This is a genomic window from Mycobacterium sp. D16Q13, from assembly GCF_002013375.1.
Lineage (GTDB): Bacteria > Actinomycetota > Actinomycetes > Mycobacteriales > Mycobacteriaceae > Mycobacterium.
The window spans coordinates 289,927-311,292 of sequence record NZ_MAEW01000007.1 but is presented as its reverse complement, the minus strand read 5'-3'; the positions used below and the strand labels follow the sequence as shown (position 1 = coordinate 311,292).

17 protein-coding genes are annotated in these 21,366 nt (G+C 63.7%); 9 read left to right on the top strand and 8 right to left on the bottom strand.

The annotated features are described in order from the left end of the window. The first annotated feature begins 44 nt into the window (after window positions 1-44). From B4400_RS08505 to B4400_RS08495, 3 genes are read left to right on the top strand one after another with little or no spacing between them, the layout of a single operon-like run. The gene (locus B4400_RS08505; protein ID WP_078309316.1) at window positions 45-1,496 is read left to right on the top strand and encodes a DUF3375 domain-containing protein; all 1,452 of its coding nucleotides are present in this window, start codon (window positions 45-47) and stop codon (window positions 1,494-1,496) included. Continuing rightward, window positions 1,493-2,227 (top strand): DUF4194 domain-containing protein, encoded by a 735-nt coding sequence (locus B4400_RS08500; RefSeq protein WP_078288976.1) that lies wholly within the window; start codon window positions 1,493-1,495, stop codon window positions 2,225-2,227. The genes B4400_RS08505 and B4400_RS08500 overlap by 4 nt, the downstream gene beginning before the upstream one ends. Next, a complete protein-coding gene (locus B4400_RS08495) occupies window positions 2,214-5,585 on the top strand; it encodes an ATP-binding protein (protein WP_078309314.1) in 3,372 nt (1,123 codons plus the stop codon). The genes B4400_RS08500 and B4400_RS08495 overlap by 14 nt, the downstream gene beginning before the upstream one ends. On the opposite strand, the gene B4400_RS08490 is transcribed toward B4400_RS08495, so the two are convergent. Further along, complete coding sequence (locus B4400_RS08490) at window positions 5,582-6,367, bottom strand: crotonase/enoyl-CoA hydratase family protein (protein WP_078309313.1); 786 nt, start codon at window positions 6,365-6,367, stop codon at window positions 5,582-5,584. The genes B4400_RS08495 and B4400_RS08490 overlap by 4 nt on opposite strands. A 73-nt stretch (window positions 6,368-6,440) precedes the next feature. Here B4400_RS08490 and B4400_RS08485 point away from each other — a divergent pair, with 73 nt between their 5' ends. Continuing rightward, window positions 6,441-7,013 carry a TetR/AcrR family transcriptional regulator gene (locus B4400_RS08485; RefSeq protein WP_139361322.1) on the top strand — a complete coding sequence of 191 codons (573 nt, stop codon included), beginning with the start codon at window positions 6,441-6,443 and terminating at the stop codon, window positions 7,011-7,013. Beyond that, complete coding sequence (locus B4400_RS08480) at window positions 7,010-9,244, top strand: molybdopterin oxidoreductase family protein (protein WP_078309310.1); 2,235 nt, start codon at window positions 7,010-7,012, stop codon at window positions 9,242-9,244. The genes B4400_RS08485 and B4400_RS08480 overlap by 4 nt, the downstream gene beginning before the upstream one ends. Here the strand turns inward: B4400_RS08480 and B4400_RS08475 are convergent. The 5 genes from B4400_RS08475 to B4400_RS08455 form a co-directional block, all read right to left on the bottom strand. Next, window positions 9,241-10,668 (bottom strand): FAD-dependent monooxygenase, encoded by a 1,428-nt coding sequence (locus tag B4400_RS08475; protein ID WP_078309308.1) that lies wholly within the window; start codon window positions 10,666-10,668, stop codon window positions 9,241-9,243. The two genes, B4400_RS08480 and B4400_RS08475, sit on opposite strands and share 4 nt — an antisense overlap. After that, window positions 10,665-11,237 (bottom strand): TetR/AcrR family transcriptional regulator, encoded by a 573-nt coding sequence (locus tag B4400_RS08470; protein WP_078309305.1) that lies wholly within the window; start codon window positions 11,235-11,237, stop codon window positions 10,665-10,667. Before B4400_RS08470 ends, B4400_RS08475 begins: the two co-directional genes overlap by 4 nt. 78 nt (window positions 11,238-11,315) lie before the next feature. Then, on the bottom strand, window positions 11,316-12,833 hold the full coding sequence (locus B4400_RS08465) for an FAD-dependent monooxygenase (RefSeq protein WP_078309303.1): 1,518 nt from the start codon (window positions 12,831-12,833) through the stop codon (window positions 11,316-11,318). Window positions 12,834-12,899: 66 nt separating this feature from the next. After that, window positions 12,900-13,616, bottom strand: coding sequence for a siderophore-interacting protein (locus B4400_RS08460; RefSeq protein ID WP_078309301.1), 717 nt, complete (start codon window positions 13,614-13,616; stop codon window positions 12,900-12,902). 73 nt (window positions 13,617-13,689) lie between these two features. Then, on the bottom strand, window positions 13,690-15,249 hold the full coding sequence (locus B4400_RS08455; protein WP_078309299.1) for a PPE family protein: 1,560 nt from the start codon (window positions 15,247-15,249) through the stop codon (window positions 13,690-13,692). A 464-nt stretch (window positions 15,250-15,713) separates the two neighbouring features. On the opposite strand from B4400_RS08455, the gene B4400_RS08450 reads away from it, so the two are divergent. Continuing rightward, entirely contained in the window at window positions 15,714-16,367 is a 654-nt protein-coding gene (locus B4400_RS08450; protein WP_078309296.1) for a TetR/AcrR family transcriptional regulator, read from the top strand. Window positions 16,368-16,763: 396 nt separating this feature from the next. Further along, window positions 16,764-17,216, top strand: coding sequence for an MTB12 C-terminal domain-containing protein (locus tag B4400_RS08445; protein WP_078309294.1), 453 nt, complete (start codon window positions 16,764-16,766; stop codon window positions 17,214-17,216). 21 nt (window positions 17,217-17,237) lie between these two features. Here B4400_RS08445 and B4400_RS08440 read toward each other — a convergent pair whose 3' ends face one another. Continuing rightward, window positions 17,238-17,693: a MaoC family dehydratase gene (locus B4400_RS08440; RefSeq protein WP_030094965.1), complete on the bottom strand. Its 456-nt coding sequence runs from the start codon at window positions 17,691-17,693 to the stop codon at window positions 17,238-17,240. A gap of 134 nt (window positions 17,694-17,827) precedes the next feature. Between B4400_RS08440 and B4400_RS08435 the strand changes: the two genes are divergently transcribed. Continuing rightward, window positions 17,828-18,523, top strand: a complete 696-nt coding sequence (locus B4400_RS08435) for a sensor domain-containing protein (protein WP_078309292.1) — start codon at window positions 17,828-17,830, stop codon at window positions 18,521-18,523. Between the two features lie 7 nt (window positions 18,524-18,530). On the opposite strand, the gene B4400_RS08430 is transcribed toward B4400_RS08435, so the two are convergent. After that, on the bottom strand, window positions 18,531-19,271 hold the full coding sequence (locus B4400_RS08430) for a TetR/AcrR family transcriptional regulator (RefSeq protein WP_078309290.1): 741 nt from the start codon (window positions 19,269-19,271) through the stop codon (window positions 18,531-18,533). 264 nt (window positions 19,272-19,535) lie between these two features. On the opposite strand from B4400_RS08430, the gene B4400_RS08425 reads away from it, so the two are divergent. Then, window positions 19,536-21,305: an alpha/beta hydrolase gene (locus tag B4400_RS08425; RefSeq protein ID WP_139359913.1), complete on the top strand. Its 1,770-nt coding sequence runs from the start codon at window positions 19,536-19,538 to the stop codon at window positions 21,303-21,305. Window positions 21,306-21,366 lie beyond the last annotated feature (61 nt).

Below are 21,366 nucleotides of genomic sequence, written 5' to 3'. Positions count from 1 at the left end.
CGCTGGCCGGGGAACAAGCGCGAGCGATGTGATGGAGGTGTGCGGTGAATGACCTGACGATCGACGAGCTGTTCGCGCACAACGACGACGTGCAGAAATCCCGTGCGGTCAGGCTGCTGGCCGCCAAGAATCTGGCGCCGTACATCACGCTGATGGAGCGCCACCTGGACCGCAGCGCCAAGGTTTCCGAGCCCCAGCTGGTGGCCAAGCTGGACCGGGACGTGGTCGCGGTTGGACTGGGTGAACAGTCAGGACTCGCCCTCATCAAGAGCTGGGCAAGCGACGGCTGGCTGCACCGCGCGTCGGACGGAGCTGGTCCCGACGCCGAGAACGTCTGCTCGCTGACCGAGGATGCCCGCAGCGCGCTGGCCTTCGTCCGCCGCTTACGCCGTGCCGACAGCGTGGCCACCGGCGGATCCATCGCGGGTATCGCCGCGGGCCTCAAGAGGGTCGCCACCCAACTGGACGGCGACCCGGCCCGCCTGCGTTCCGATATCGAAGCCCAGATCGCCGAGCTGCAGACCCAGTTGCACGCCATCGATGAGGGATATCGGCCCGAACCGGACATCGTCGATCTTGAGGACGAGACCCGAGCCATCGCCTATCAGATGGAACAGGTGATCACCGACATCGTGCGTTATGGCAGCATGCAGAACGAGATCACCGCCGGACTCATCGATGCCGCAGAGGACTCCGACACCGGGTTCCGGGACCGTGCGCGACGGATGTTCGCCGACTATGACACCCTTTTCGACTCCCGGGAACGGGCCTCCTACGCCGCCTTCACGCGCACCATCCAAGACCCCGATCAGCGCGCCGCCCTGCGCGGTGATATCGCTTGTGTGGCTGAGGGATTGCCCGAGCTCGATCCGGGGCTGCGTGATGTCATGAAGAATTTCTTCAAGCTGGTGTCGCAACAGGTCGCGGAGGTCTCCCGCATCGAACAGCGCTGCGCGCAGCGCATCCGGCGATTCTTCGCCGCCGGCACCACGGAGCAGGCGCGTGGGCGCGCCCGACAGCTCAACGACGCACTGGCCGCTGGGCACGCTCTGCTCAAAGTGTCCACCGCGGACTCGCTGATTGACGCCGAGCTACCGATCGGCCGCTCGGCCGCGGCCGCCATTGGTGCTCTCTCGTTCACGATCAAGGACACCGCGCCGCCGGTGCTTGCGCAGGATGCGCCGTCCGGGCCGCTCGATTTGAGCGGGTTCTCGGCGCTGGCCACCCAGGTGGATATGGCCTCACTGGCCGAAACCGTGAACAACGCCGTCGCCAAGGGGCCAGTGTCGTTGCCCGACATGATTTCTCACGTCGAAGCGCCGTACCTGGGTGATGTCATCGTGTTGTGGTCGCTTGCCCTCAAGCAGGACAGCACTGCCGACCGCGAATCGGTAAGAGTGAAATTCCGGTCCCTGGACGGGCAGGACCGGGTGATGGAGGTGCCGCAGTTGATGTTCCGTGAACCAGTGCTGGCGAGTGTCGAGGAAGAAATATGAGCGCTGTGACCACAGGTTCCCCCTTGGGAAACATCAACTTCGATGATCTTCCCGGTGTCGAACCCGATGCTTCGGCGCCAAGAATTGTCAAGGGACCGCGGTTCGACGGCGATACCAGCGAGCTGCCGGACAAGGCGTGCTGGGCGCTGCAGAACCTGGTGGCCCGGCGTTATCTGAGCAAAGATGGCCAGCCCGAGCTGTGGGCGTCGATGATCGAGCACCGCAAGGTGCTGGCCTCGCGCCTGTCCGAATTGGACCTGCGGTTGCGGGTTTTCGACGATCTCGAGGTCGCGTACGCCGAGCCGGCTCCGCTGGAGAATCCCAGCGCATACGGCGCCCGGGTGTTGCGCCGCGAACCCCTGGGCACCTACGCATCGATCGTTGCCCTGCACCTGGCCAAGATCGCACGGACCGCACACGACGAGCACGTACTGGTGAGCCGCGACGATATCCACGAGCTCTTCGCCAACGTCAGTCACGACATCGACCGCGATGAAGCGATGCTGCGCGACCGTGTCGACGAGGCCATTAAACGACTGTCCAAGGCCGAGATCCTGCAACGCACCCGCGATGACGAGCACAGCTACACCATCAGCCCGGTCATCAATGCGCTGATGTCCGCGCAGATGATCGAGGCGTTGCAACGCCAGTACGAGCAGCTACAGCGGGGCGGCACCGCCCCAGAAGACTCCACCGACGAAGAAGATGGCGATACCGATGACGACGAATGACGACCTGAATGGCAGGCCGAGTGGCGCAGCCACCCAGCAGTTCTGGCTGTCCCGGCTGCAGGTCATCAACTGGGGTGTCTTCGACGGGTATCACAGCATTGAGTTCAGCCGCCGCGGCACGCTGATCACCGGCTCCTCCGGCAGTGGTAAATCCTCGCTGCTGGACGCGATCTCGCTGGCGTTTCTGTCGTCAAACCGCCGTAACTTCAACGCATCCAGTGATACCACTGCCGCGGGCTCCAATATGGGCAAGCGCACCGTCGATAAGTACGTGCGGGGTCTGTGGGGTGAGCTGAAGAACCCGGGGGAGCGGCCCAAACAGATGTTCCTGCGCGGTAAGGGCGGGGCATGGTCGGCGATCGCGGTCACGTATGCGGGCACCGACGGCCGGGTAATCACCGGTCTGGTACTCAAATGGCTTGCTCCGGGCTCAGATTCGGACTCCTCCAGTCGCTACTACCTGATTGACGCAGACGCCGATATCCGAGACCTGTGCAATGCCTGGGCGAGTAGGGGATATTCCGCGGCGGTCTTCGAGGGCGCGGGCTGGCGTGGACACAAGAGTGAACGCTGGTACCTGGAGCAGCTCTATGCCGCCGTCGGCATTCAGGGCTCGTCGGCGGCCCAGCAGCTGCTGGGCAAGGCCAAGTCGCTCAAGAGCGTTGGCGGCCTGGAACAGTTCGTGCGCGAATACATGCTCGACGAGCCGGAGTCCATGGCCGCGATCTCCGAGGCGCTGGGGCAGATCACCCCGCTGGTCGACGCGCGCGCCGCGCTCGCGGTCGCACAGCGCCAGCGGCAGACCCTGGGCGACATCGAACAGATCCAGCAGACGTACGCCAGCGATGCCGCACAGCTGGCCACCGTCGACGTCGTGGACCACCACACCGTGCGCGACTATGTAGACCAGCAGCGGCTTGCCCTGGCAGGGCCCGAGATCGATCTGTTGGACACCGAGATCACCCGGCTCGGCGGTGAATGCGATGAAATCCAGTCGCGCCAGGACATTCTCACCGGTGAACGGGACAAGCTGCTCGGCCGGATCGCCGCCGCCGACAGTAACCTGGCACCGCTCAAGAGCGAGTTGGCTCATGCCCGTGCCCGTGCCGAGGAGGTGTCGCGCCGGCGTACCGCCTACGACAGCGCGCTGGGGGATCTCGGGCACGATGAGGATGTCGAATCCGCCGAGGAATTCGAAGCCATGCGGGTGGAGAGCCTGCGCGCGGTCACCCGGATCAACGCGGAGCTCGAAGCCGGCCATGACGCCTACGTGATGGCCGCCGGTGCTCTGTCGACGGCGCGCGATCAATTGCGGGCGGCTTCCACCGAGCTCAAGCGCGTCGAGCATCTAGGCACCCCGGTGCCTCCCGACGAGGACCGCATGCGTGGCGAAATCGCGGCAGCGCTGGGCCTTACCGCCAAGGACCTGCCCTACGTCTGTGAACTGATGGATCTGCGTCCGGGCCAGGAGCGGTGGCGCAAGTCTGTGGAAAAGGTGCTGCGGTCCACCGGCCTGTGTCTGCTGGTACCGGACCAGCACCACCGGCAGGTGCTGCGATACGTCAACGAGCACCCGATGCGCGGTTACCTCCAGATGGAACGGGTGATTCCGTCGGGGTCGCCTCGACGCGCCGAACCCGGCACCCTCGCCGACTGCCTGCGACTCACCAACCCCAATCACGAATGCGCCAGTGCCGCCATGAATCTGGTCGCCGGCGTGGGCGATTACGTGCTCGTGGACACACCCGACGAGTTCAGTAAGCACCGCCGCGCCGTCACCGATCAGGGACTGCGCAAGGACGGCGACCGGCGCGCGGTCAAGGATGACCGGCGCGAACTGCGCGCCTCGCAGTACATCTATCAGGGCAATGCCGGCGACAAGCGGGCGGCGCTCTCCGATGATGTGGTCGAGGCTCAGCAGGCCGTCGGTGACGCCGAGAAGTTCATCGGCGAAATGGATACCAAGCGCGAGGAACTGCGCTCGGAAGTGGTGCGGTGGTCCAAACTGCACAGCCAGTACGAGTATTGGAGCCAGATCGACACGGACTCGGCGGAAGCCGCCGTGGCACGGCTGCAAGACCAATACGAGACGATGCTGGAGGCCAACCCCGACCTCACCGGTCTGCAGCAACAGGCCGATTCATATCTCGACGAGATCAAGAAGCTCTCGGAGCGCATTGGTGCATTGAGAAGACAAGAATCTGAACATGATTCGCGTCGTACCCGCCTTTTGGATCTGATGGACAACTTGAATCCGCGTGAGGTAGGCGGGCACACCAGATCCGGTATCGAGACGTATGTTCCACAGCTCTCGTCAAGCCTGGACGTGCTGGAGCCGGACTCCTACCGACTGGAGCTGTGGCGCCAGATCGAGAAGGACCAGTCGGTGCTGCGCGAGAGCGTCACGCGCTCACGAAACGAGCTCAACCGAATTCTCAACGCCTATGACCGGGACTTCCCGGACTCGATTCCCAATGACAGTGAGAACTTCGACGAGAAGATCCACGACTACGTCGCCTTGTGCCGCCGGATCGACGAGCGTGATCTGCCCGCCGCCTACGAGCGGATGCTGCGGCTGATCACCGAGCAGGCACCCACCGCGGTCCTGCGGCTGCACCAGCTCGCGGAGGAGGAGGCGCACCGCATCACCGACCAGATCGACCGGGTAAATAGCGGTTTGGGCTCGGTGGAGTTCAACCGCGGGACGCGCTTGACCCTGCGAGCCGAGCCCAAGGCGCTCGAGGCGGTGGGTGAGCTGAATGAGCGGGCCCGGCGCATCTCGGGGCGAGCGGTGGCAGTGTCGATGGGAGACGAGAAAGCCATCCACGACCAGTACCAGGACATTCTGCAACTGCGGAACCTGCTGGCGGCCGAGACTCCCGAGGCCCGGCAGTGGACGCGCGACGCGTTGGATGTACGCAACCGCTTCGTGTTGTACTGCGAGGAGCGCGATGCCACGAGCGGCGAAGCGATCCGCACCTACAGCAATGCGGGTGCGAATTCCGGTGGGGAACAAGAGAAGCTGATGGCGTTCTGCCTTGCCGGTGCGTTGAGCTTCAACCTGGCCAATCCCGAGACGGGGGATAACCGGCCGGTGTTCGCGCAGCTGATGCTCGACGAGGCGTTCTCGAAGTCGGACCCGCAGTTCGCGCAGCAGGCGCTGTCGGCATTCCGCAAGTTCGGGTTCCAGCTGGTGATCGTTGCCACCGTGCAGAACACCACGACCATTCAGCCCTATATCGACAGCGTGGTCATGGTGTCCAAGCCCGACGGCCCGGGTGTGCGGCCCGTGGCCTCGACACGCACCGTGCCCATCGGCGAGCTCGGCGACGTGCGCAGGGCGGTCACCGCGCGCTAGCGACCCACGAACTCGGCGGCGGTGCGGGTCAAGAATGCCTGCACGCCCAAGGCGGCGTCCTCGGTGGTGAACAGCTCGCGGATGGTGGGCACAAGCTGTACTTCGGCAGCGGCCTCGCCCTCGGCGAGAGCCAACCGAGCGTTTCGCAGGGTAGCTTGCACACCCAGCGGCGCTTGGCGCGCGATGGTGTGGGCGATCGCAATCGCCTTGTCGACATGTTCGCCGACAGGTACGACCTCCTGCACGATCCCGATGCGATGAGCCTCGGTGGCGTCGAAGGGCTCCGCCGTCAGCATCCAACGCATCGCGTTGCCCCAACCCGCTGTACGCGGGAAGCGAATGGTGGCGCCACCGAACGGATAGATGCCACGGTTGATCTCAAGCTGTGCGAACGTCGCGGTCTCGTCCGCGATCACGATATCTGCGGCGAGCGCGAGCTCGATGCCCAGCGTGAGTACCTTGCCATGCACGGCGACGACAAGCGGCTTGGACAAGTGCGTACCGTCGACCTGCCACGGGTTGATTCCGTTCTCGGCGGTCAATGACGCGCCGTTCTGAATCTCAGCCGCCACGCTGGCCAGGTCGAGGCCGGCGGTGAACATCGTCCCCTCCCCGTGCAGGACGGCGGCCCGCAGCTCGGCATCCGCATCGAATTCGCCGAACGCCCGTGATAGCTCCTGCAGCATCGCCTTGTCGAACGCGTTGCGCTTGGCGGGTCGGTTTAGGCCGATCACCAGGACGTATCCGTCGCGCCGGATGCTCAGGGTTTCGTACTCAGACATTGACTTCTCCGTGTCGTTAGCGGATTATGTAGAGCAGCATACATAGCCATGTGCACCTCGGGAAGGACGACGATTGAGCACCCCGCGTGAACGAATGGTGGCCTCGGCCGCCCTGCTGATTCGCGAGCGTGGTGCCCACGCGACGGCCATCTCCGATGTGCTCGAACACAGCGGCGCGCCGCGCGGCTCGGCGTATCACTACTTTCCCGGCGGACGCACTCAGTTACTTGGCGAGGCAGTGGATCTGGCCGGTGAGTACATTGCCGGGATGATCGACTCCACACCCTCGGGGGTGGAGGCTCTGGACACGCTTGTCGCCTCTTATCGGAAGCAGTTGGTGCGCAGCGACTTCCGTGCGGGATGCCCCGTGGTGGCGGTCGCGGTCGAGGCAGGGGATCCGGAGAGTCCGGCCAGTAATCAGAAGCTTATCGAGCACTCGGCGGCCGTCTTCCAGCGTTGGATCGGCATCATCGCGGACAAGCTGGCCAGTGCCGGCGTCGCCCGTGCGCGTGCCGACGAGCTGGCGATGCTGATGACAACCTCGTTGGAGGGGGCCATCATCGTCGCGCGATCGATCCATGACATCACACCAATCGATGTGGTGCATAAGCAATTACGCACGCTGATCGAGGAGGCTTTGTCATGACCGCCACCAACTGGCTGCCCACCGCCTGCATCCTGTGTGAGTGCAACTGCGGCATCGTTGTCCAGACCGAGGGGCGAACACTCGCCAAGATCCGTGGCGACAAAGACCACCCGGCATCCCAGGGGTACACCTGTAACAAGGCATTGCGCCTGGATCACTACCAGAACAATGCCAACCGGCTGACCTCACCCATGAGGCGGCGCTCCGACGGCACATACGAGGAAATCGACTGGGATACGGCGATCGTGGAGATCGCCGAGGGCTTCAAGCACATCCGTGACAGCTATGGCGGCGACAAGATCTTCTATTACGGTGGCGGCGGTCAGGGCAATCACCTGGGCGGCGCTTACAGTGGCGCCTTCCTCAAGGCCATCGGGTCCAAGTACCGCTCTAACGCACTGGCGCAGGAGAAGACGGGCGAGGCCTGGATCGACAAGAATCTCTATGGCGGGCACACCCGCGGTGAGTTCGAGCATGCCGAGGTGTCGGTCTTCGTCGGGAAGAACCCATGGATGTCGCAGAGCTTTCCGCGGGCGAGGGTGGTGCTCAATGAGATCGCCAAGGATCCGCAGCGCTCGATGATCGTCATCGACCCGGTGGTCACCGATACCGCCAAGATGGCCGACTTTCACCTGCGGGTGCGCCCCGGTGCCGACGCCTGGTGTCTTGCGGCGCTCGCCGCGGTGCTGGTGCAGGAGAGCCTCTGTGATGAAGCATTTCTCGCCGAGCATGTCACCGGCACCGAGGAGGTTCGGGATGCGCTGCGTGCGGTACCCATCAGCGACTACGCGCAGCGCTGCGGTGTAGCGGAGGACCTCATCCGCCGGGCAGCCCGCCGTGTTGCCGCCGCCGAGAGCGTGGCGGTCTTCGAAGACCTCGGGATTCAGCAGGCCCCCAACAGCACCCTGAGTTCCTACCTCAACAAGATGCTGTGGATTCTCACCGGAAACTTCGCCAAACGCGGTGGCCAGCACCTGCATTCATGGATGGCACCACTCATGGGCGGGTTCTTCGGCAAGACCCCGGTGACCGGAGCCCCGATCATTGGTGGCCTGGTGCCCTCCAACGTGATCCCCGAAGAGATCCTCACCGATCATCCCGACCGGTTCCGCGCGATGGTCGTCGAGAGTAGCAATCCTGCGCACTCGCTGGCGGATTCGGCGCGGTGCAAAGAGGCGTTCCAGGCCTTGGAGCTCCTGGTGGTCGTGGATGTGGCGATGACAGAGACCGCCCGTCTTGCCCATTACGTGCTGCCGGCGGCCACCCAATTCGAGAAGGTCGAGGCGACCTTCTTCAATCTTGAGTTTCCGCACAACACCTTTCAGCTGAGGCACCCACTGTTCGAACCGGAGCCTGGGACCTTGCCCGAGCCCGAGATTTGGGCCCGATTGGTGCGAGCGTTGGGAGTGGTCGACGACGCGGAGCTGCAGCCGCTGCGCGAAGCCGCCGCACAGGGACGGGATGCCTACTTACAGGCCTTCTTCGCGGTGTTGGCCAATCCGGCACTCGGTCCGCTGGCACCGTATGTCCTGTACGAAACCCTCGGACCGACCCTGCCCAAGGGCTTGGAGGGTGCCGCCGCACTGTGGGGCCTGGCGCAGAAGGCCATGATGACCTATCCGCAGGCGGTGGCGCGGGCCGGGCACCCGGATGGCAACGCGCTCTTTGACGCCATCTTGAACAGTCCGTCCGGTGTGACTTTCACGATTCATGAGTACGAAGACGACTTCGCTCTCATTACGCACGCGGACCGTAAGATCGCGCTTGCGATCCCTGAAATGCTGGACGAAATACGAGGATTGGCATCCCGTCCGGCGCAGCTGACGACACCGGAGTTTCCGATCGTGCTGTCGGCGGGAGAGCGGCGGGCGTACACCGCCAACGACATCCTGCGTAATCCGTCCTGGCGTAAACGGGACCAGCAGGGCGCGTTACGGATAAGCCCGGAGGACGCACATCGGCTCGGCATCGCTGACGGCGACCGGGTTCGCATCTCCACCGCGGCGGGTAGTGCGGAGGCCACCGTCGAGATCAGCGACATGATGCAGGCCGGACACGCCTCACTCCCGAACGGGTTCGGCCTCGATTACACCGACGAGTACGGCGAAACGCACGTGCCGGGTGTGGCGCCGAACGCGCTGACGTCGTCGGCCTGGCGCGATGAATATGCGGGCACCCCATGGCACAAGCACGTTCCCGCACGTTTGGAGACACTGACCGCTGCCATCTAGCGCACGCGGGCGAGATACGCGCGCAGGGTCTCTTCGGATTCGGTCATGACTCCGATGTACCCGTCTGGGCGCACTAAGACGAGTGTCGGCTCCGTGACGTCGTAATCGGTTGACGGCGTGATCCGCTGGACGCGCACGTCGTCGATGTCGATGGTCCGATCGTCGACCGTGAGCACGGTGAAGTGTGTGCCGCGCAGGACGTCGAATAGCCGATGGCCTTCCCGCAGTATCGCATCCGGTGCGCGGTCGCCGGCACGTAGCGCCCCGGGACAAGGGCGGTCGTCGACGGCCAATGATCGGCCGCGATACGTGATGTCCAGCTGATGTAGTTGTGGCGCAGGGTCCTCTGAGGGCTCGAAGTTGCGGTGATGCAGATCGGTGCTCAGCCCCAGCACCGATGCGGCGACGGGCATTCGCTCCTCTTCATAGGTGTCCAGCAGTTGCGCGGAGGCGCCTGCGATGACTGCCGCCAGTTTCCAGCCCAAGTTGTAGGCATCCTGCACGCTGGTGTTCAGGCCCTGGCCGCCTGCCGACGAATGCACGTGGGCGGCATCTCCGGCCAGCAAGACCCGGCCCTCTCGGAACCTGTCCACCATCCGCGCGTTCACCCGATACAGCGATATCCACCGGAGGTCGGTCAGTACAATGTCTTCGCGTCCGGACCGGTAGTTCAGAAGGGTCTGTACCGCCTCAAGAGTCAGGGGCGGAACATCGTCGGTCGCCATGCTCGCGACGAACTGATAGTGAGCACTGCCCGGCAAGTTCCAGAGCGAAAAGCGTTCCGCCACCTGACCGCCGCGTGTCAACACGTGACAGAACGTGCCATCCAGCTCCTCGGCCCGAACGTCGCCGATCAGTGTTCGTTCATTCTCGAAGCTCTCGCCGGCGAATCCGGCACCGAGAACCTTGCGTACGGTGCTGCGCCCGCCGTCGGTGCCGACCAGGTACGCGGCACGTATCCGATCGGGAGTGCCGTCCCGCATCACCGTAACGCTCACTCCGTCGGCATCTTGCTCAAAACCTGTTATTTCACAGCAGAATTCCACATCCGCGCCGAGTTCACGCAATCGGTTGAGCAGGATTTCGTCGGTCCGCCATTGCGGCACCATCCAAAACCCCGGGTAGCGAACTCCCGGTCCGGACGGGATATGCGAACCCAGCATCTCGAGAAGCGTTCGCTCGGCGATAATCTCGCTTCCGGCGTAGATACGGAATGGCGGCATTTCCATACCGCCCGATCTGATCGCCTCTGCGACGCCCAGATCGTCGAAAACCTCCTGGGTGCGCGGTGACAACCCCTTGCCGCGGGAGCCCGGAAATAGGCTGGGCGCCTTGTCCAATACCCTGCACGGGACACCGCGACGTGCCAATTCACAGGCCAGCGTTAGGCCAGTGGGGCCCGCGCCGGCGATCACCACGGTCACGAGATCGTGCTCCGGATAAGCACGATCAGCACGTCGTCGACGAGTCGATCGATGAATGCGGTATCGACTGCCGCCTTCACGGTCAATCGGTGCGCGAGCATTGCCTCGGCGACATCATGAACCAGCGCGCGGTCGATTTCCGGAGATGTTTCACCGCGTGCGATCGCCCGAGACAGGGGAGCGTCGAAAGGAGACAGGCCCGGATCTGCGAGGTGCCGGTTGATGGCGTCGGCCAGCTCCGCGTCGTGCTCCATCGCGCGGATGAGATCCACGTACAGACTTGGTGGAACCGCTTCGGTTTTGCGGTGCAGCATGGTCAGCGTTGCGACAAGATCGCCCCGCAGCGAGCCGGTATCGGGAACCTGTTCGTTGTAGCCCGCGTCGTGTGCGTCGAGGGCAGCCTTCACCAGTTCAGCCTTGTTTCTCCATCTGCGGTAGATGGTCGTCTTGCTGGCATGTGCCTGCGCCGCAACGGAATCCATGGTGAATCGTTCGTATCCTTCACGGACTAACACGCGTAAGGCGGTATCGAGTATTGCCGTGGTGCGTGCGACACCGCGTGGAACCATGATACTAAGTGTACGTCATACGTACACTTGAGTCATGCTCTGAATATATGAATGTCGCGTAGGCGGCTCGATCAACTCTTAGCCGCTGACGTCGGAGTGCAGGGCGTTTCCGAACCACTGGCTGAGCGCATCGGCCAACCCAGTCATGCTCGCATCCTGGCTTACCCACGCCACGTACCCGTCCGGCCGTACCAGCAGGGCCGTGACGCCTAAATCTGCGTTGTCTAGACGCACCACTTGTACTCTGCCGTTTTCGGCGACGAACTTGTTGAGTTGTTCGCGGCCAGTCAAATCCACTAGGAGGAAACGGCCGTCGCGCATATGTTGCGCTGCCAGGGGCAGCAATTCGCTCGGTACGAATCGGCCGACCATCGGATGGGCCGAGTCAGGTGCATAGTCTTGGTCCGCGCCGCTCGCCAATGCGGCGAAGTATTCGTGTGCGTCCGGGATCGCGAGCACCTCCGCCAGGATGTCCCGGAGCGCGTCAACTTGTGGACCAGGGCGCATCAGCGCAACCTGGGCGCGCGTGCTGCGCAGTACGCGCGCAGCGGCGGGATGTCGCTCGGTGGTGTAGGTGTCGAGCAGCGAGTCAGGGCCGCGACCGGTGACTACGAGGGCCAGCTTCCAGCCGAGGTTCGCGGCATCTTGTAGCCCGAGGTTGAGTCCCTGCCCGCCGATCGGGGAGTGCACGTGTGCGGCGTCACCGGCCAGCAGTACACGTCCGCGCCGGTAGGTGTCGGCTTGCCTGGTGTTGTCACTGAACCGCGTCCCGGTGTGCAGGCTGTGCACTGTCACCGAGAGGCCGCCGGCCCGCAGCATGCTGTCTTGCAACTCGTCGGGAGTCATCGGCGCATCACGGTCGATTGGACCGGTGCCGTCGAACTCGACAGTCGTGATCTCGCCGGGCACCATCAAGCTGTTCACCAGGCCGTTGGGGCCGCGCAGAATCGCGGTAGGTGTGTCCCGGCTAGAAAGTTCGGCCACTGCAACCCGCCCCGTCATGGTGGGCGGTGTGCCGGGGAAGGCAAAACCAGCAGTTTTGCGAGCCACGCTTCGGCCACCATCGCAGCCAACGACGTAACTCGCGCGTATCGAACGCCCGTCGGCCAGCTCTGCCACCGCCGAATTCTCCTCGTCCCGAACGACAGTCACCCTGGTGTCAGGCTCGATGTGCACTCCCAGTCCGGTAGCCCAGTCGGCGAGGACGTTTTCCAGCATGTGTTGCTTCATCAGGTAGCAGCGACCGCTGGCGGCGGCGTCGGCCGTCAGCGGCAGTCCGCCGAAGTGGCCTGCCGCGCGTCCGTCACGCATCAGGTGAAGCGCCGTCGACAGCTGGTCTGTATCGCTTGCCTGTTGTCCGGCCTCAGCCAAGCAGTCAATCCAGGCCGATTGCGCGGCCTCTAGCGCGGGAACGAGTCCGCGTAGGGACAGCGTGCGAGAGCTGCGTCCATTGACTGAGCGCTGGCCGAAACTCCTTGTGCGGGACTCAGTTCCGTCGGAAGCTTCCAATACCAGCGGTCGCGCCCCGCCGAGGATTAGTTCCCCAGCCAATAACAGTCCGACAGGGCCTGCCCCAACGATCAGTACATCGATCATGACATCTCCTAGTTAGTGCATTCGCGAATCTGCTGTTGCCTGCCCGACGGCTACTTCGGCGCAGCATTAACTCAGTCCCGGCCGCCCATGCGCCCAGTACGCGCGTGCCTTGATCCGTGGTGCAATGTCGGGCCACCGGCGCACGGCGCGGCGCACGGCGTTCACCGTGGCTGCATCGCCACTGACGATGAGGTCTTGTGGCCCACTCGCGGATTCCATCGCTTCTCGCAGCTGTTCAAGCAGTGCGCTGCGATCCTGGGATTTGGTGACGACTCGGGTGTTGTCGTTCAGCTTCAGCATGGCAAGTAGTGCACACAACGAAGCGAGATCCGTTGCCTCATAAATGCATCGGGCCGATGGGTTAACGGTGCGCAGTGCATGAGCCAGTGCGACGCTAGTTTCATCCCCGACAAATACTGTCGACTCGGCCGTTTTCGACAGATCTAGGGAGCGGCTCGGCCCGAAGGCTTCACACTCGGCGCCGATGGTGATGTTGCCGAACCAATCGGCCGCGGGGCCGCTGCCGTGAAGGAAGGCAATCAGCTCTGTGGAGCCCGCGTGATGGTCCCAGCTGATTGGCGTGTAGGCGCGCATTTGAAGAGAGCCGCGCCGTGTCCGAACCTGCATCTTGTCACCCGGGGTCCATTGTGCGCGCTGGAATGCCTGGCTGGTGATGCGAATCTTGACGAAACACGATGCTAGATAGGTGACTTCGGCAACCTGCACCGGCGTGAACAAAACATCGGAAAGCATGTCGGACAGGCGTGAGGTAATGGGGACCATCGTCGTCGCTTTCTCCGCGGTGCAGCACCGGCGGGGGGTAGGGGTCTGGCATCTGCTGAGCATGTAGCGCCCGTCATGGGGTGTCGTCACCTGGCGGCCAGCCGCCAGGTATCAAAGGCTGCGTTGCGATCCGCTCGACAGGCCGGGCTGTGTCACGGTCCGCGTAGCCGCGAGGTGCCGCGGTCTGCTGCGTGTTGATACCTGAGCGACCTGATACGACCATGCTGCGGCGGGACGTTGGGGTCATGGTGTGGGTTGAGTCGGCAGGCGCGGATTGCGCCGGGAGTGGGCCCAGTTCGGCAGGCTCGTGCAGAGACTCGGTGACATACATCCGGCGGTCTGCTATGCCGGGGTGCCGTTGGCGCCGCCGCCTTGCCGCGGCGGGAGCTTTCCCGGCGGTCTGGGTAGATGCTGCGGCATCAGTCGCCTGCGGCAGGGGGCTCCCCGTTCGATCTTTGATCGCGGGGCTCTCGGGCGGGCGCGGGCCGGCCGCAGCGCCGTACACGGCGTACCACCCACCCGCTGGCGCAGGGGGGCTCGTCGCCGCGGGCGTACCCGTGGCTGCCGGTGCCGCAGTCGCCGCCGGTGCGGTGGCGGGCGCGGATGCGGAGCCAGGTGCTGGAAGAACTGCCAGTGCGAGACTGCGGGGGTGGGAGGCAGGGGCAACACCTGTCGATGTATGCGTGGGTGACGGCGTCTGCCCGATGGTCGCGGCCAGCCACTCGGGGGAGGCAAACGCTATGGCCAACGGAAGGGCGATGGCAGGGGCGAAAAGCAGCAGTGCCGAACCGATCTGCAGTGTCCACAACAAAATGCTGGTGGCCACGAACTGGCCTAGCCCCAGCATCGCTGTGAGCAACGGGGCAAGTGCGCTCAGCGCCGCCGCGGGGTGGGTGATCAGCAGTGTCAGAAGCTGCCGAAGATCGAGTTTGAGGAACTCTTTGAGAACGTCAGTGAACCCCGGCGGAAGCAATGCTTTGAGGATCTCCTCCAGAAGGGACTGAACGGTGGATTGACTGTTGTCCAGCGCTATTTGACCATTAGAGGCCTGCATATGTGCTGTGGCAGAAAGGTTGGCAGTCCCGAACGGCGGCGGGGCCAATATCGGCGGCGCGGGCAGCGGGTGCGGCAGCGCCGCCGAGGCAGCCTCTGCGATGCTGGCGTAGGTCGCCATGGCGGTAGCCGCCTGAATCCACATACGCACGTAATCGGCCTCGTTCAGAGCGATCGCAATGGTGTTGATCCCGAAGAAGTTCGCGCCCACGAGGGCCCCGTGGACGGCATGGTTGAGCGCGAGTTCCGCCAGAGTGGGCATTTCCGCCAGGGCGGCCGTGTAGGCGGCTGCCGACTGTTCGAGCTGGGCGGAGTTCACAGCACTGCAGTCTGCGGCTTCCTCGAGCCAGCTCAGATAGGGCTGGTGCCCGGCGAAGTACTGGTCAGCGCTGGATCCTTCCCATGTGCCAGCGCGTACCTCGGCCAACAGTTGCCCAATTTCGGTTGCCGCCGCGCGATATTCGACGGCCAAAGAACTCCAGGTTGCGGCAGCCGCCAAGAGCGCGCCGGGCCCTGGGCCCGCAGAGAGCAGCGCCGAGTGCACCTCTGGCGGAGAGGCAAGCCAAATTGACCCGGTCATGGCCGCCGCCCCTCATTGCCAGTCGAAATTGGCGCGGAAGGTGGGACACGCACGTGTGGACTCCTCGCTAAGGGGTGCCGAGTAACTACGGCATTTGTGGGTGGGCGGGGACCCAGGACAGCTGAAAGTCACAACAAAGAGAGCTTTAATCCATGTCCTGGCTCATCGCGCACTACATCACTGATGTAGTGGAACACTGCCAATTATCCTGCCGCAGTGAACTATTCGCTACTCGCGTTCGGTGGCGACGTTGTTGTCGGCTGCGGCGCAAGGTCTTTATCTGCGCAATGCCTGCTAGTCGTCGCGCAGCCGTGCCCGGTGTCACGCACCTGACTCAGCTTCGTCGCGCGCTACTCGCGTTTCGGCCACATCTGCGGTAGCCCCACGCAGCGGAGGACACCCGTTTATGGCGCACCGCAGGTCTACGCTGGCGTGGCGATCAGTCAGCGAAAGGCCCGGTCACGATGAGCCAGCACCAGCTCCATCCACGTAAGCAACCCCGCCAGCAGCGCTCGGAGCGGACACGCGAACGTATCCTCGAGGCGGCCATCGCGGTATTCACTCAGTACGGCTATGGGCGAGGCACCACGAACCGGATTGCGCAGTGGGCAGATATCTCCATCGGCTCGCTGTATCAGTACTACCCCAACAAGGACGCCATCGTGGTGGAGCTGGCGGCGCGCCACCTCGATGCGGGTATCGCCGCAGCTAACGAACGCCGCCGCGCGGGGCCGGCGGAGTCCACAGAGGATGCCATGCGTTCCATAGTGGCTGCCGCGGTGAGCAACCACCTGCAGGATCCAGAGTTCCTCAGAGTTCTTATCGAACAGGCGCCGCGCTCAAGTGAGCTCATGGCCAAGGTAGCGCATGTTCAGCGTGCCGCTGTCGATGACATGTGCCGGCTCCTCGACAGATGTCCTGACGTAGCCGTCGCCAACAAGGACGCGGCGGCCCGGCTGGTCGTCACGACGATTGAGTTGGTGGTGCACCAGATGCTGTCCGCACCTGATCCCGCAGGGATTGCTGATTTCGAGAACGAACTAGTAGCGATGCTCACGCGCTACCTCACGGCGGGAGTCGGCCAGGCCGCCGCGGTAATCGATTGCCCCGCAGAATAATAAGCTCACATTGGCTGCGTCTGGCCTAGATGATGCAGCGGCCGGCGATGACTACGCGTGCGCACCGCTGCCGGACTCGATGTAACCCTGCTGCCGTGCAACGCGGTCGCAGGGTGGAAGGCGAGTATCCGATGGTGCCGCGGCTATTGGGTTCGGGCGCCAAGCCGACGTACTGGCACATCAGAGCCTGCTCATCGGGCCCATCTTCGGTGGCTCGATAGCCCTCCAAAGACGAGTAGAAAAACAGGGTGATCTAGTTGATTATTTCCAGGTGAATTAATCGAACATGACTGGCAGCCAGCGGATTTAGAGAGCTATTGGCGAGAGTGGACGAGCTTCTGCCAGCGCTGCTCCGCCTCTCATGAGACGAACAGATCCTGAAAGGGCGAAACAACGATGTATACCGTCATTCACCGGGCCCTGGCAGCTGCGGCCGCTGGCGCCTTGACCGCCGGATTGGCTCTGGGCGCAGGCAACAGTTACGCCGAGCCGGCTCCCGCGTTGCTATCCGCCGACCAGTTGACCAGGCGGCTGGCGGTCATTTTCGACACCAATGCCGGTGCCGCAGAACGTGCCGCCTACCTTGAGGGCGGCCAGGCAGCGCTGCCGACGGCAGACGAGATCGGGGGACCGATCGCCCAGCACCGCTCAATGGTGTCCTTGCGCGTTGAGAATCCCGCACTCGAAGGCAACCACCTCACCTCCCAACTCGTTATGTCGGTGATAGGTATGGGTTCTCGGCGCCGAACCCTGGACTGGGTCGAGAGTGGCGGAGCATGGAAGCTCTCCAACGGCTCCCTTTGCGCTCTCTTCGATGAGACGGCCAAAGGTAACGGCTGCACGCTATGACGGGCGCTTGACGAGGCGTGACTACTGGTACAGGTACACGCTTTCGGCAGCGCATGGCGGCCGGTCCTTGCCCTCGATCTCGTACTTGATGCCATAGGTGGCCTCGACGGTGCCCTTATCGCGCAACTTGGCCGACAGCAGCGTGACGTGTCCGCGAACCCGCGCCCCCACATGCAGCGGCGCCGGGAACCGCACCTTGTTCACGCCATAGTTGAGCACCGCATCGTATGACGCGATCTCAAGCACCTCGTCCAGGAATGCCGGGGCGAGTGCGAGCGTCAGGTATCCGTGCACGATGGTCCCGCCGAACGGGCCGGCCTTGGCGCGTTCGGTATCGGTGTGGATCCACTGCCGGTCACCGGTCGCGTCCGCGAACTCGTTGACCTGTTCCTGGGTGATCTGAACCCAACTGCTGGTACCCAATTCGACTCTGCCCAGCGACAGCAGCTCCTGTGGTGTTGCCAGCTTGGTGGACATACCGCGCACTCCTCTTCGGGTCGTGGTGCCTGATCGCATTACCGACTTGTCGTGTCGACTGGACCCTTCTTACCCGAGATCGCATGCCTGCCACGGGACAATGCCGAAATCCGGGAGAGCGGTAGATGCGGGTAATGTTTGCCAACATGAGGTGGTCGGTGCCGGTGCTGGTCGCGTTGTTGCTCGTGGTGACGGGCTGTCAACGTGGAGTCGACGGGGAGGCCACGGCGGAGAGGGGATCCGTATCTGCCGGGCCGATCCAGCCCGCGCAGCTCGACCAACTCCTCACTCCGGCGCAATCGTTGAGCGTGACGCCGGGAAAGCCGCTGTTCGAAACCGATATGCAGTCGATTCTGTGGATCGGTGCCGAGCCCGCTGAATGTCAGGGGGTCGTCGGTTACGGCCGCTATCCGCTCTTCCCCACGAACTACACCGGACGAGAAGCGCGGACGCAGACCGATAACCAGTACCCGAACCAGCATCAGCTCCTGGAGGTGTCGGCTACCTATCCCGGCGATTTTCAGGCGGCTCGGTTCCTCGAATCGATGCGCGCGACCGTATCCAAGTGTCAGCTTCCGGTCGCTGCCTGGGGCGATGACCAGAAACGCCATACGGTCACGCCCGGTCCAGTGGTTCCTGGCTCGCCGGACATGGTCCGTTGGTCGACGAATCTCGATGGTGATCAATGGATTTGCGAGTTCGCCGTGATCGCCAAGGCGAATGTGATCGCGCAGCTGGTCACCTGCTCGGCGGATCGGTCGATCGACAACACCGCGCTGTCGAACAATCGACTCGAGAAAATCGAGGAGCTGCTCAACTCCAAGGTCTAAGCGCCGGTCAGGACGCTTCGCGTGCCGCGATGTCCTGGGAGAGCAGATGCTCGGCTCGTTCGATGATGGCATCGACGGTGAAGTCGAAGTGGGCGTCGGAGATGGACGCGATCGAATGACCGCGAGACGCCAGATCATGCAGGGTGGGGGCGAGCGTGGCGTTCGGTACCAGGCTGCGGGCCTCACCGGACGCGGGCATGACGGTGTCCATGTGCTCAAGCACCACGATGCCGCGAATATGCAAGGACAGGGCGAAATACACGTCTAGCGCGTTGTCCGGGCTGAAGCCGACACCGATCAGGGTTTGGACAAGCGATTCCAGGTTCTGAATGCTCGCCTGTAATGCCTCGTTGCTGAGCTCGCTGGTGCGCATCAGGATGAGTTCAACCAGCACTGGGCGTTCCCGAAATGCCTCGCGCATCCGGCGGGTATGGCTGCGCAGCGCGTCCTGCCAGGTTTCGTCGCCAATGAAGGGTGCAGCGAAGTGATACTGCTTGGTGGCGCGGTCGGTCATCGCGTCGAGCAGCTCGCCCTTTTTGCGGAAGTACCAGTAGATACTGGTCACACCGACATCGAGATGCTTCGCTAGCAGCGGCATGCTCAGCCCACAGATCCCTATTTCCTCGGCGAGCTCGAAGGCTCCGGCGATGATGTCCTCGGCGGTGATGGACCCGCGGCGCCGTCGTTCCCGCTTAGGGCTTTGTGCGCTGGTCGTCCTGGCCTCACGGCCGACACCGGCATGTCGCATGTGTAATCCTCGTCGTGCCCCCGTTGCATCGATCTGCCCCGCCCTACGGACAAAGAGCCCTGATAGCAAGTTCGCAGGATACCGCAGGGACCTGTGAGAGCGGTCGGCTCCCTGTCGCGCACAATTCGCTGAGCCGGTGAGGTCCGGTCCGGCTCGGCGATTTGCGCAGCGCGGTCTCAGGTGGTGGTGGCGTCGCAGTGACCCACCGCACCACGTCGCCGATCTGGTAATACCTCTGTGCGGTGTGGCGACGTGCGGGCACCATTGACACGCGCAGCTGGCGGCATCAAGAAGGGTGTGGCGATGGCAATCGACAGGGATATCGACAGCGATATCGAAAAGGAACCGGCACCGGACGCCAACGAGCTGGCACCGGAGGCGTCGGTACTGAAGCCAGAGAAGACGCGCTGGTGGGTGCGGCACTATACCTTCACGGGCACCGCCGTGGGCCTGGTCTTTCTCTGGCTGTCGATGACTCCGTCGTTGCTTCCACGGGGGCCGCTTTTTCAGGCGCTGGTGAGCGGGGGCTCAGGTGCCATCGGCTACGCGCTTGGTGTGCTGGCGGTGTGGCTGGTGCGGTACATGCGGTCGAAGGATTCGAGTCCGAAGGCGCCTCGCTTCGCCTGGTGGGTCCTCATCGTGGTCGGAATCATCGGCACCGCCGCGATGATCGTGTGGTTCCACTTCTGGCAGGACCGTGTGCGTGACCTCATGGGTGTGCCGAGGCTAAGTTTCTGGGCGCACCCGCAGACCGCTGTGCTGTCGATCATCGTTTTATTCATCCTGGTCGAGATCGGACAGCAGATCCGTCGGCTGATTCTGTTCCTGATCGAACGGCTCAACCGCGTGGCCCCCAAACGAGTCTCGGCTGTGGTTGCCGTCACGCTGGTGGTGGTTCTTGCGATGGCACTCATCAACGGCGTTGTCGTCAGGGTGGCAATGGATTTCTTGAACAACACCTTCTCGGCGGTCAACAACGAGGAGAACCCGGACAATCCTGCGCCAACGACATCGCTGCGTTCGGGCGGGCCGGGTTCGCTGGTCTCCTGGGCGTCGTTGGGCAATCAGGGCCGTGCCTTCATCGGCGGCGGTGCCACCACACAGGAGCTCTCGGCGTTCAATAAGGCACGGGCGACCGAACCGATCAGGGCCTACGCGGGCCTGGAATCCGCCGATGGAATCAAGGCGACGGCCGAGCTCGCGGCCCGTGAACTGGAACGCGAGGGTGGTCTGCACCGCAAGGTGGTGGCGGTGGCCACGACGACGGGAACCGGCTGGATCAACCAGGCCGAGGCGGACGCCCTCGAATACATGTACAACGGCGACACCGCCATCGTCAGCATGCAGTATTCATTCCTGCCCAGCTGGCTCTCGTTCCTGGTGGACAAGGAGAACGCGCGTCAGGCGGGGCAGGCGTTGTTCGAGGCCGTGTCCGCGCGGGTCCGCGCCATGCCGGAGGGTGTGCGGCCCAAGCTTGTGGTGTTCGGGGAGAGCCTCGGATCGTTCGGCGGCGAGGCACCGTTTCTGTCGGTGAACAACATCGTGGCGCGCACGGACGGTGCGCTGTTCTCCGGCCCGACCTTCAACAACTCCATGTGGCTGGAGGCCACGCATAACCGCGATGACGGATCGCCGGAGGTGCTGCCCATCTACGACAAGGGACGAAACGTTCGATTCGTTTCGCGCCCAGAGGATCTCAAACGCCCCGCCGCTACCTGGGCGCGCCCGCGCATTGTGTATCTGCAGCACGCATCGGATCCGATCGCCTGGTGGAATCCCGACCTCATCCTGAGTAAGCCGGACTGGCTGCGCGAGCCCCGCGGCTATGACGTGCTGCCGAGCATGGAGTGGATACCGTTCGTGACGTTCCTGCAGGTCTCTGCCGACATGGCGGTCGCGGTCAACGTCCCCGATGGGCATGGTCACGTCTACGTACAGGCGGTCGCCAACGCGTGGGCAGACATCCTGCAGCCACCTGGATGGACAGCGGAAAAGACCGAACGGCTGCGCCCACTGCTGCACTCAGGGGCGTAGCGGGCCGACCTCATGGGCGGTTGTTCCGTACGGTGGCTGGGTGAACCACACCCTGGGGTCG

What these genes read in the sequence shown, in the direction of transcription:
- B4400_RS08490 (WP_078309313.1), bottom strand. Translation starts at nt 6,367, where the DNA reads ATGTCTGAGTACGAAACCCTGAGCATCCGGCGCGACGGATACGTCCTG.
- B4400_RS08440 (WP_030094965.1), bottom strand. Translation starts at nt 17,693, where the DNA reads ATGTCCACCAAGCTGGCAACACCACAGGAGCTGCTGTCGCTGGGCAGA.
- B4400_RS08450 (WP_078309296.1), top strand. Translation starts at nt 15,714, where the DNA reads ATGAGCCAGCACCAGCTCCATCCACGTAAGCAACCCCGCCAGCAGCGC.
- B4400_RS08435 (WP_078309292.1), top strand. Translation starts at nt 17,828, where the DNA reads ATGTTTGCCAACATGAGGTGGTCGGTGCCGGTGCTGGTCGCGTTGTTG.
- B4400_RS08470 (WP_078309305.1), bottom strand. Translation starts at nt 11,237, where the DNA reads ATGGTTCCACGCGGTGTCGCACGCACCACGGCAATACTCGATACCGCC.
- B4400_RS08460 (WP_078309301.1), bottom strand. Translation starts at nt 13,616, where the DNA reads ATGGTCCCCATTACCTCACGCCTGTCCGACATGCTTTCCGATGTTTTG.
- B4400_RS08495 (WP_078309314.1), top strand. Translation starts at nt 2,214, where the DNA reads ATGACGACGAATGACGACCTGAATGGCAGGCCGAGTGGCGCAGCCACC.
- B4400_RS08465 (WP_078309303.1), bottom strand. Translation starts at nt 12,833, where the DNA reads ATGATCGATGTACTGATCGTTGGGGCAGGCCCTGTCGGACTGTTATTG.
- B4400_RS08430 (WP_078309290.1), bottom strand. Translation starts at nt 19,271, where the DNA reads ATGCGACATGCCGGTGTCGGCCGTGAGGCCAGGACGACCAGCGCACAA.
- B4400_RS08445 (WP_078309294.1), top strand. Translation starts at nt 16,764, where the DNA reads ATGTATACCGTCATTCACCGGGCCCTGGCAGCTGCGGCCGCTGGCGCC.
- B4400_RS08480 (WP_078309310.1), top strand. Translation starts at nt 7,010, where the DNA reads ATGACCGCCACCAACTGGCTGCCCACCGCCTGCATCCTGTGTGAGTGC.
- B4400_RS08500 (WP_078288976.1), top strand. Translation starts at nt 1,493, where the DNA reads ATGAGCGCTGTGACCACAGGTTCCCCCTTGGGAAACATCAACTTCGAT.
- B4400_RS08455 (WP_078309299.1), bottom strand. Translation starts at nt 15,249, where the DNA reads ATGACCGGGTCAATTTGGCTTGCCTCTCCGCCAGAGGTGCACTCGGCG.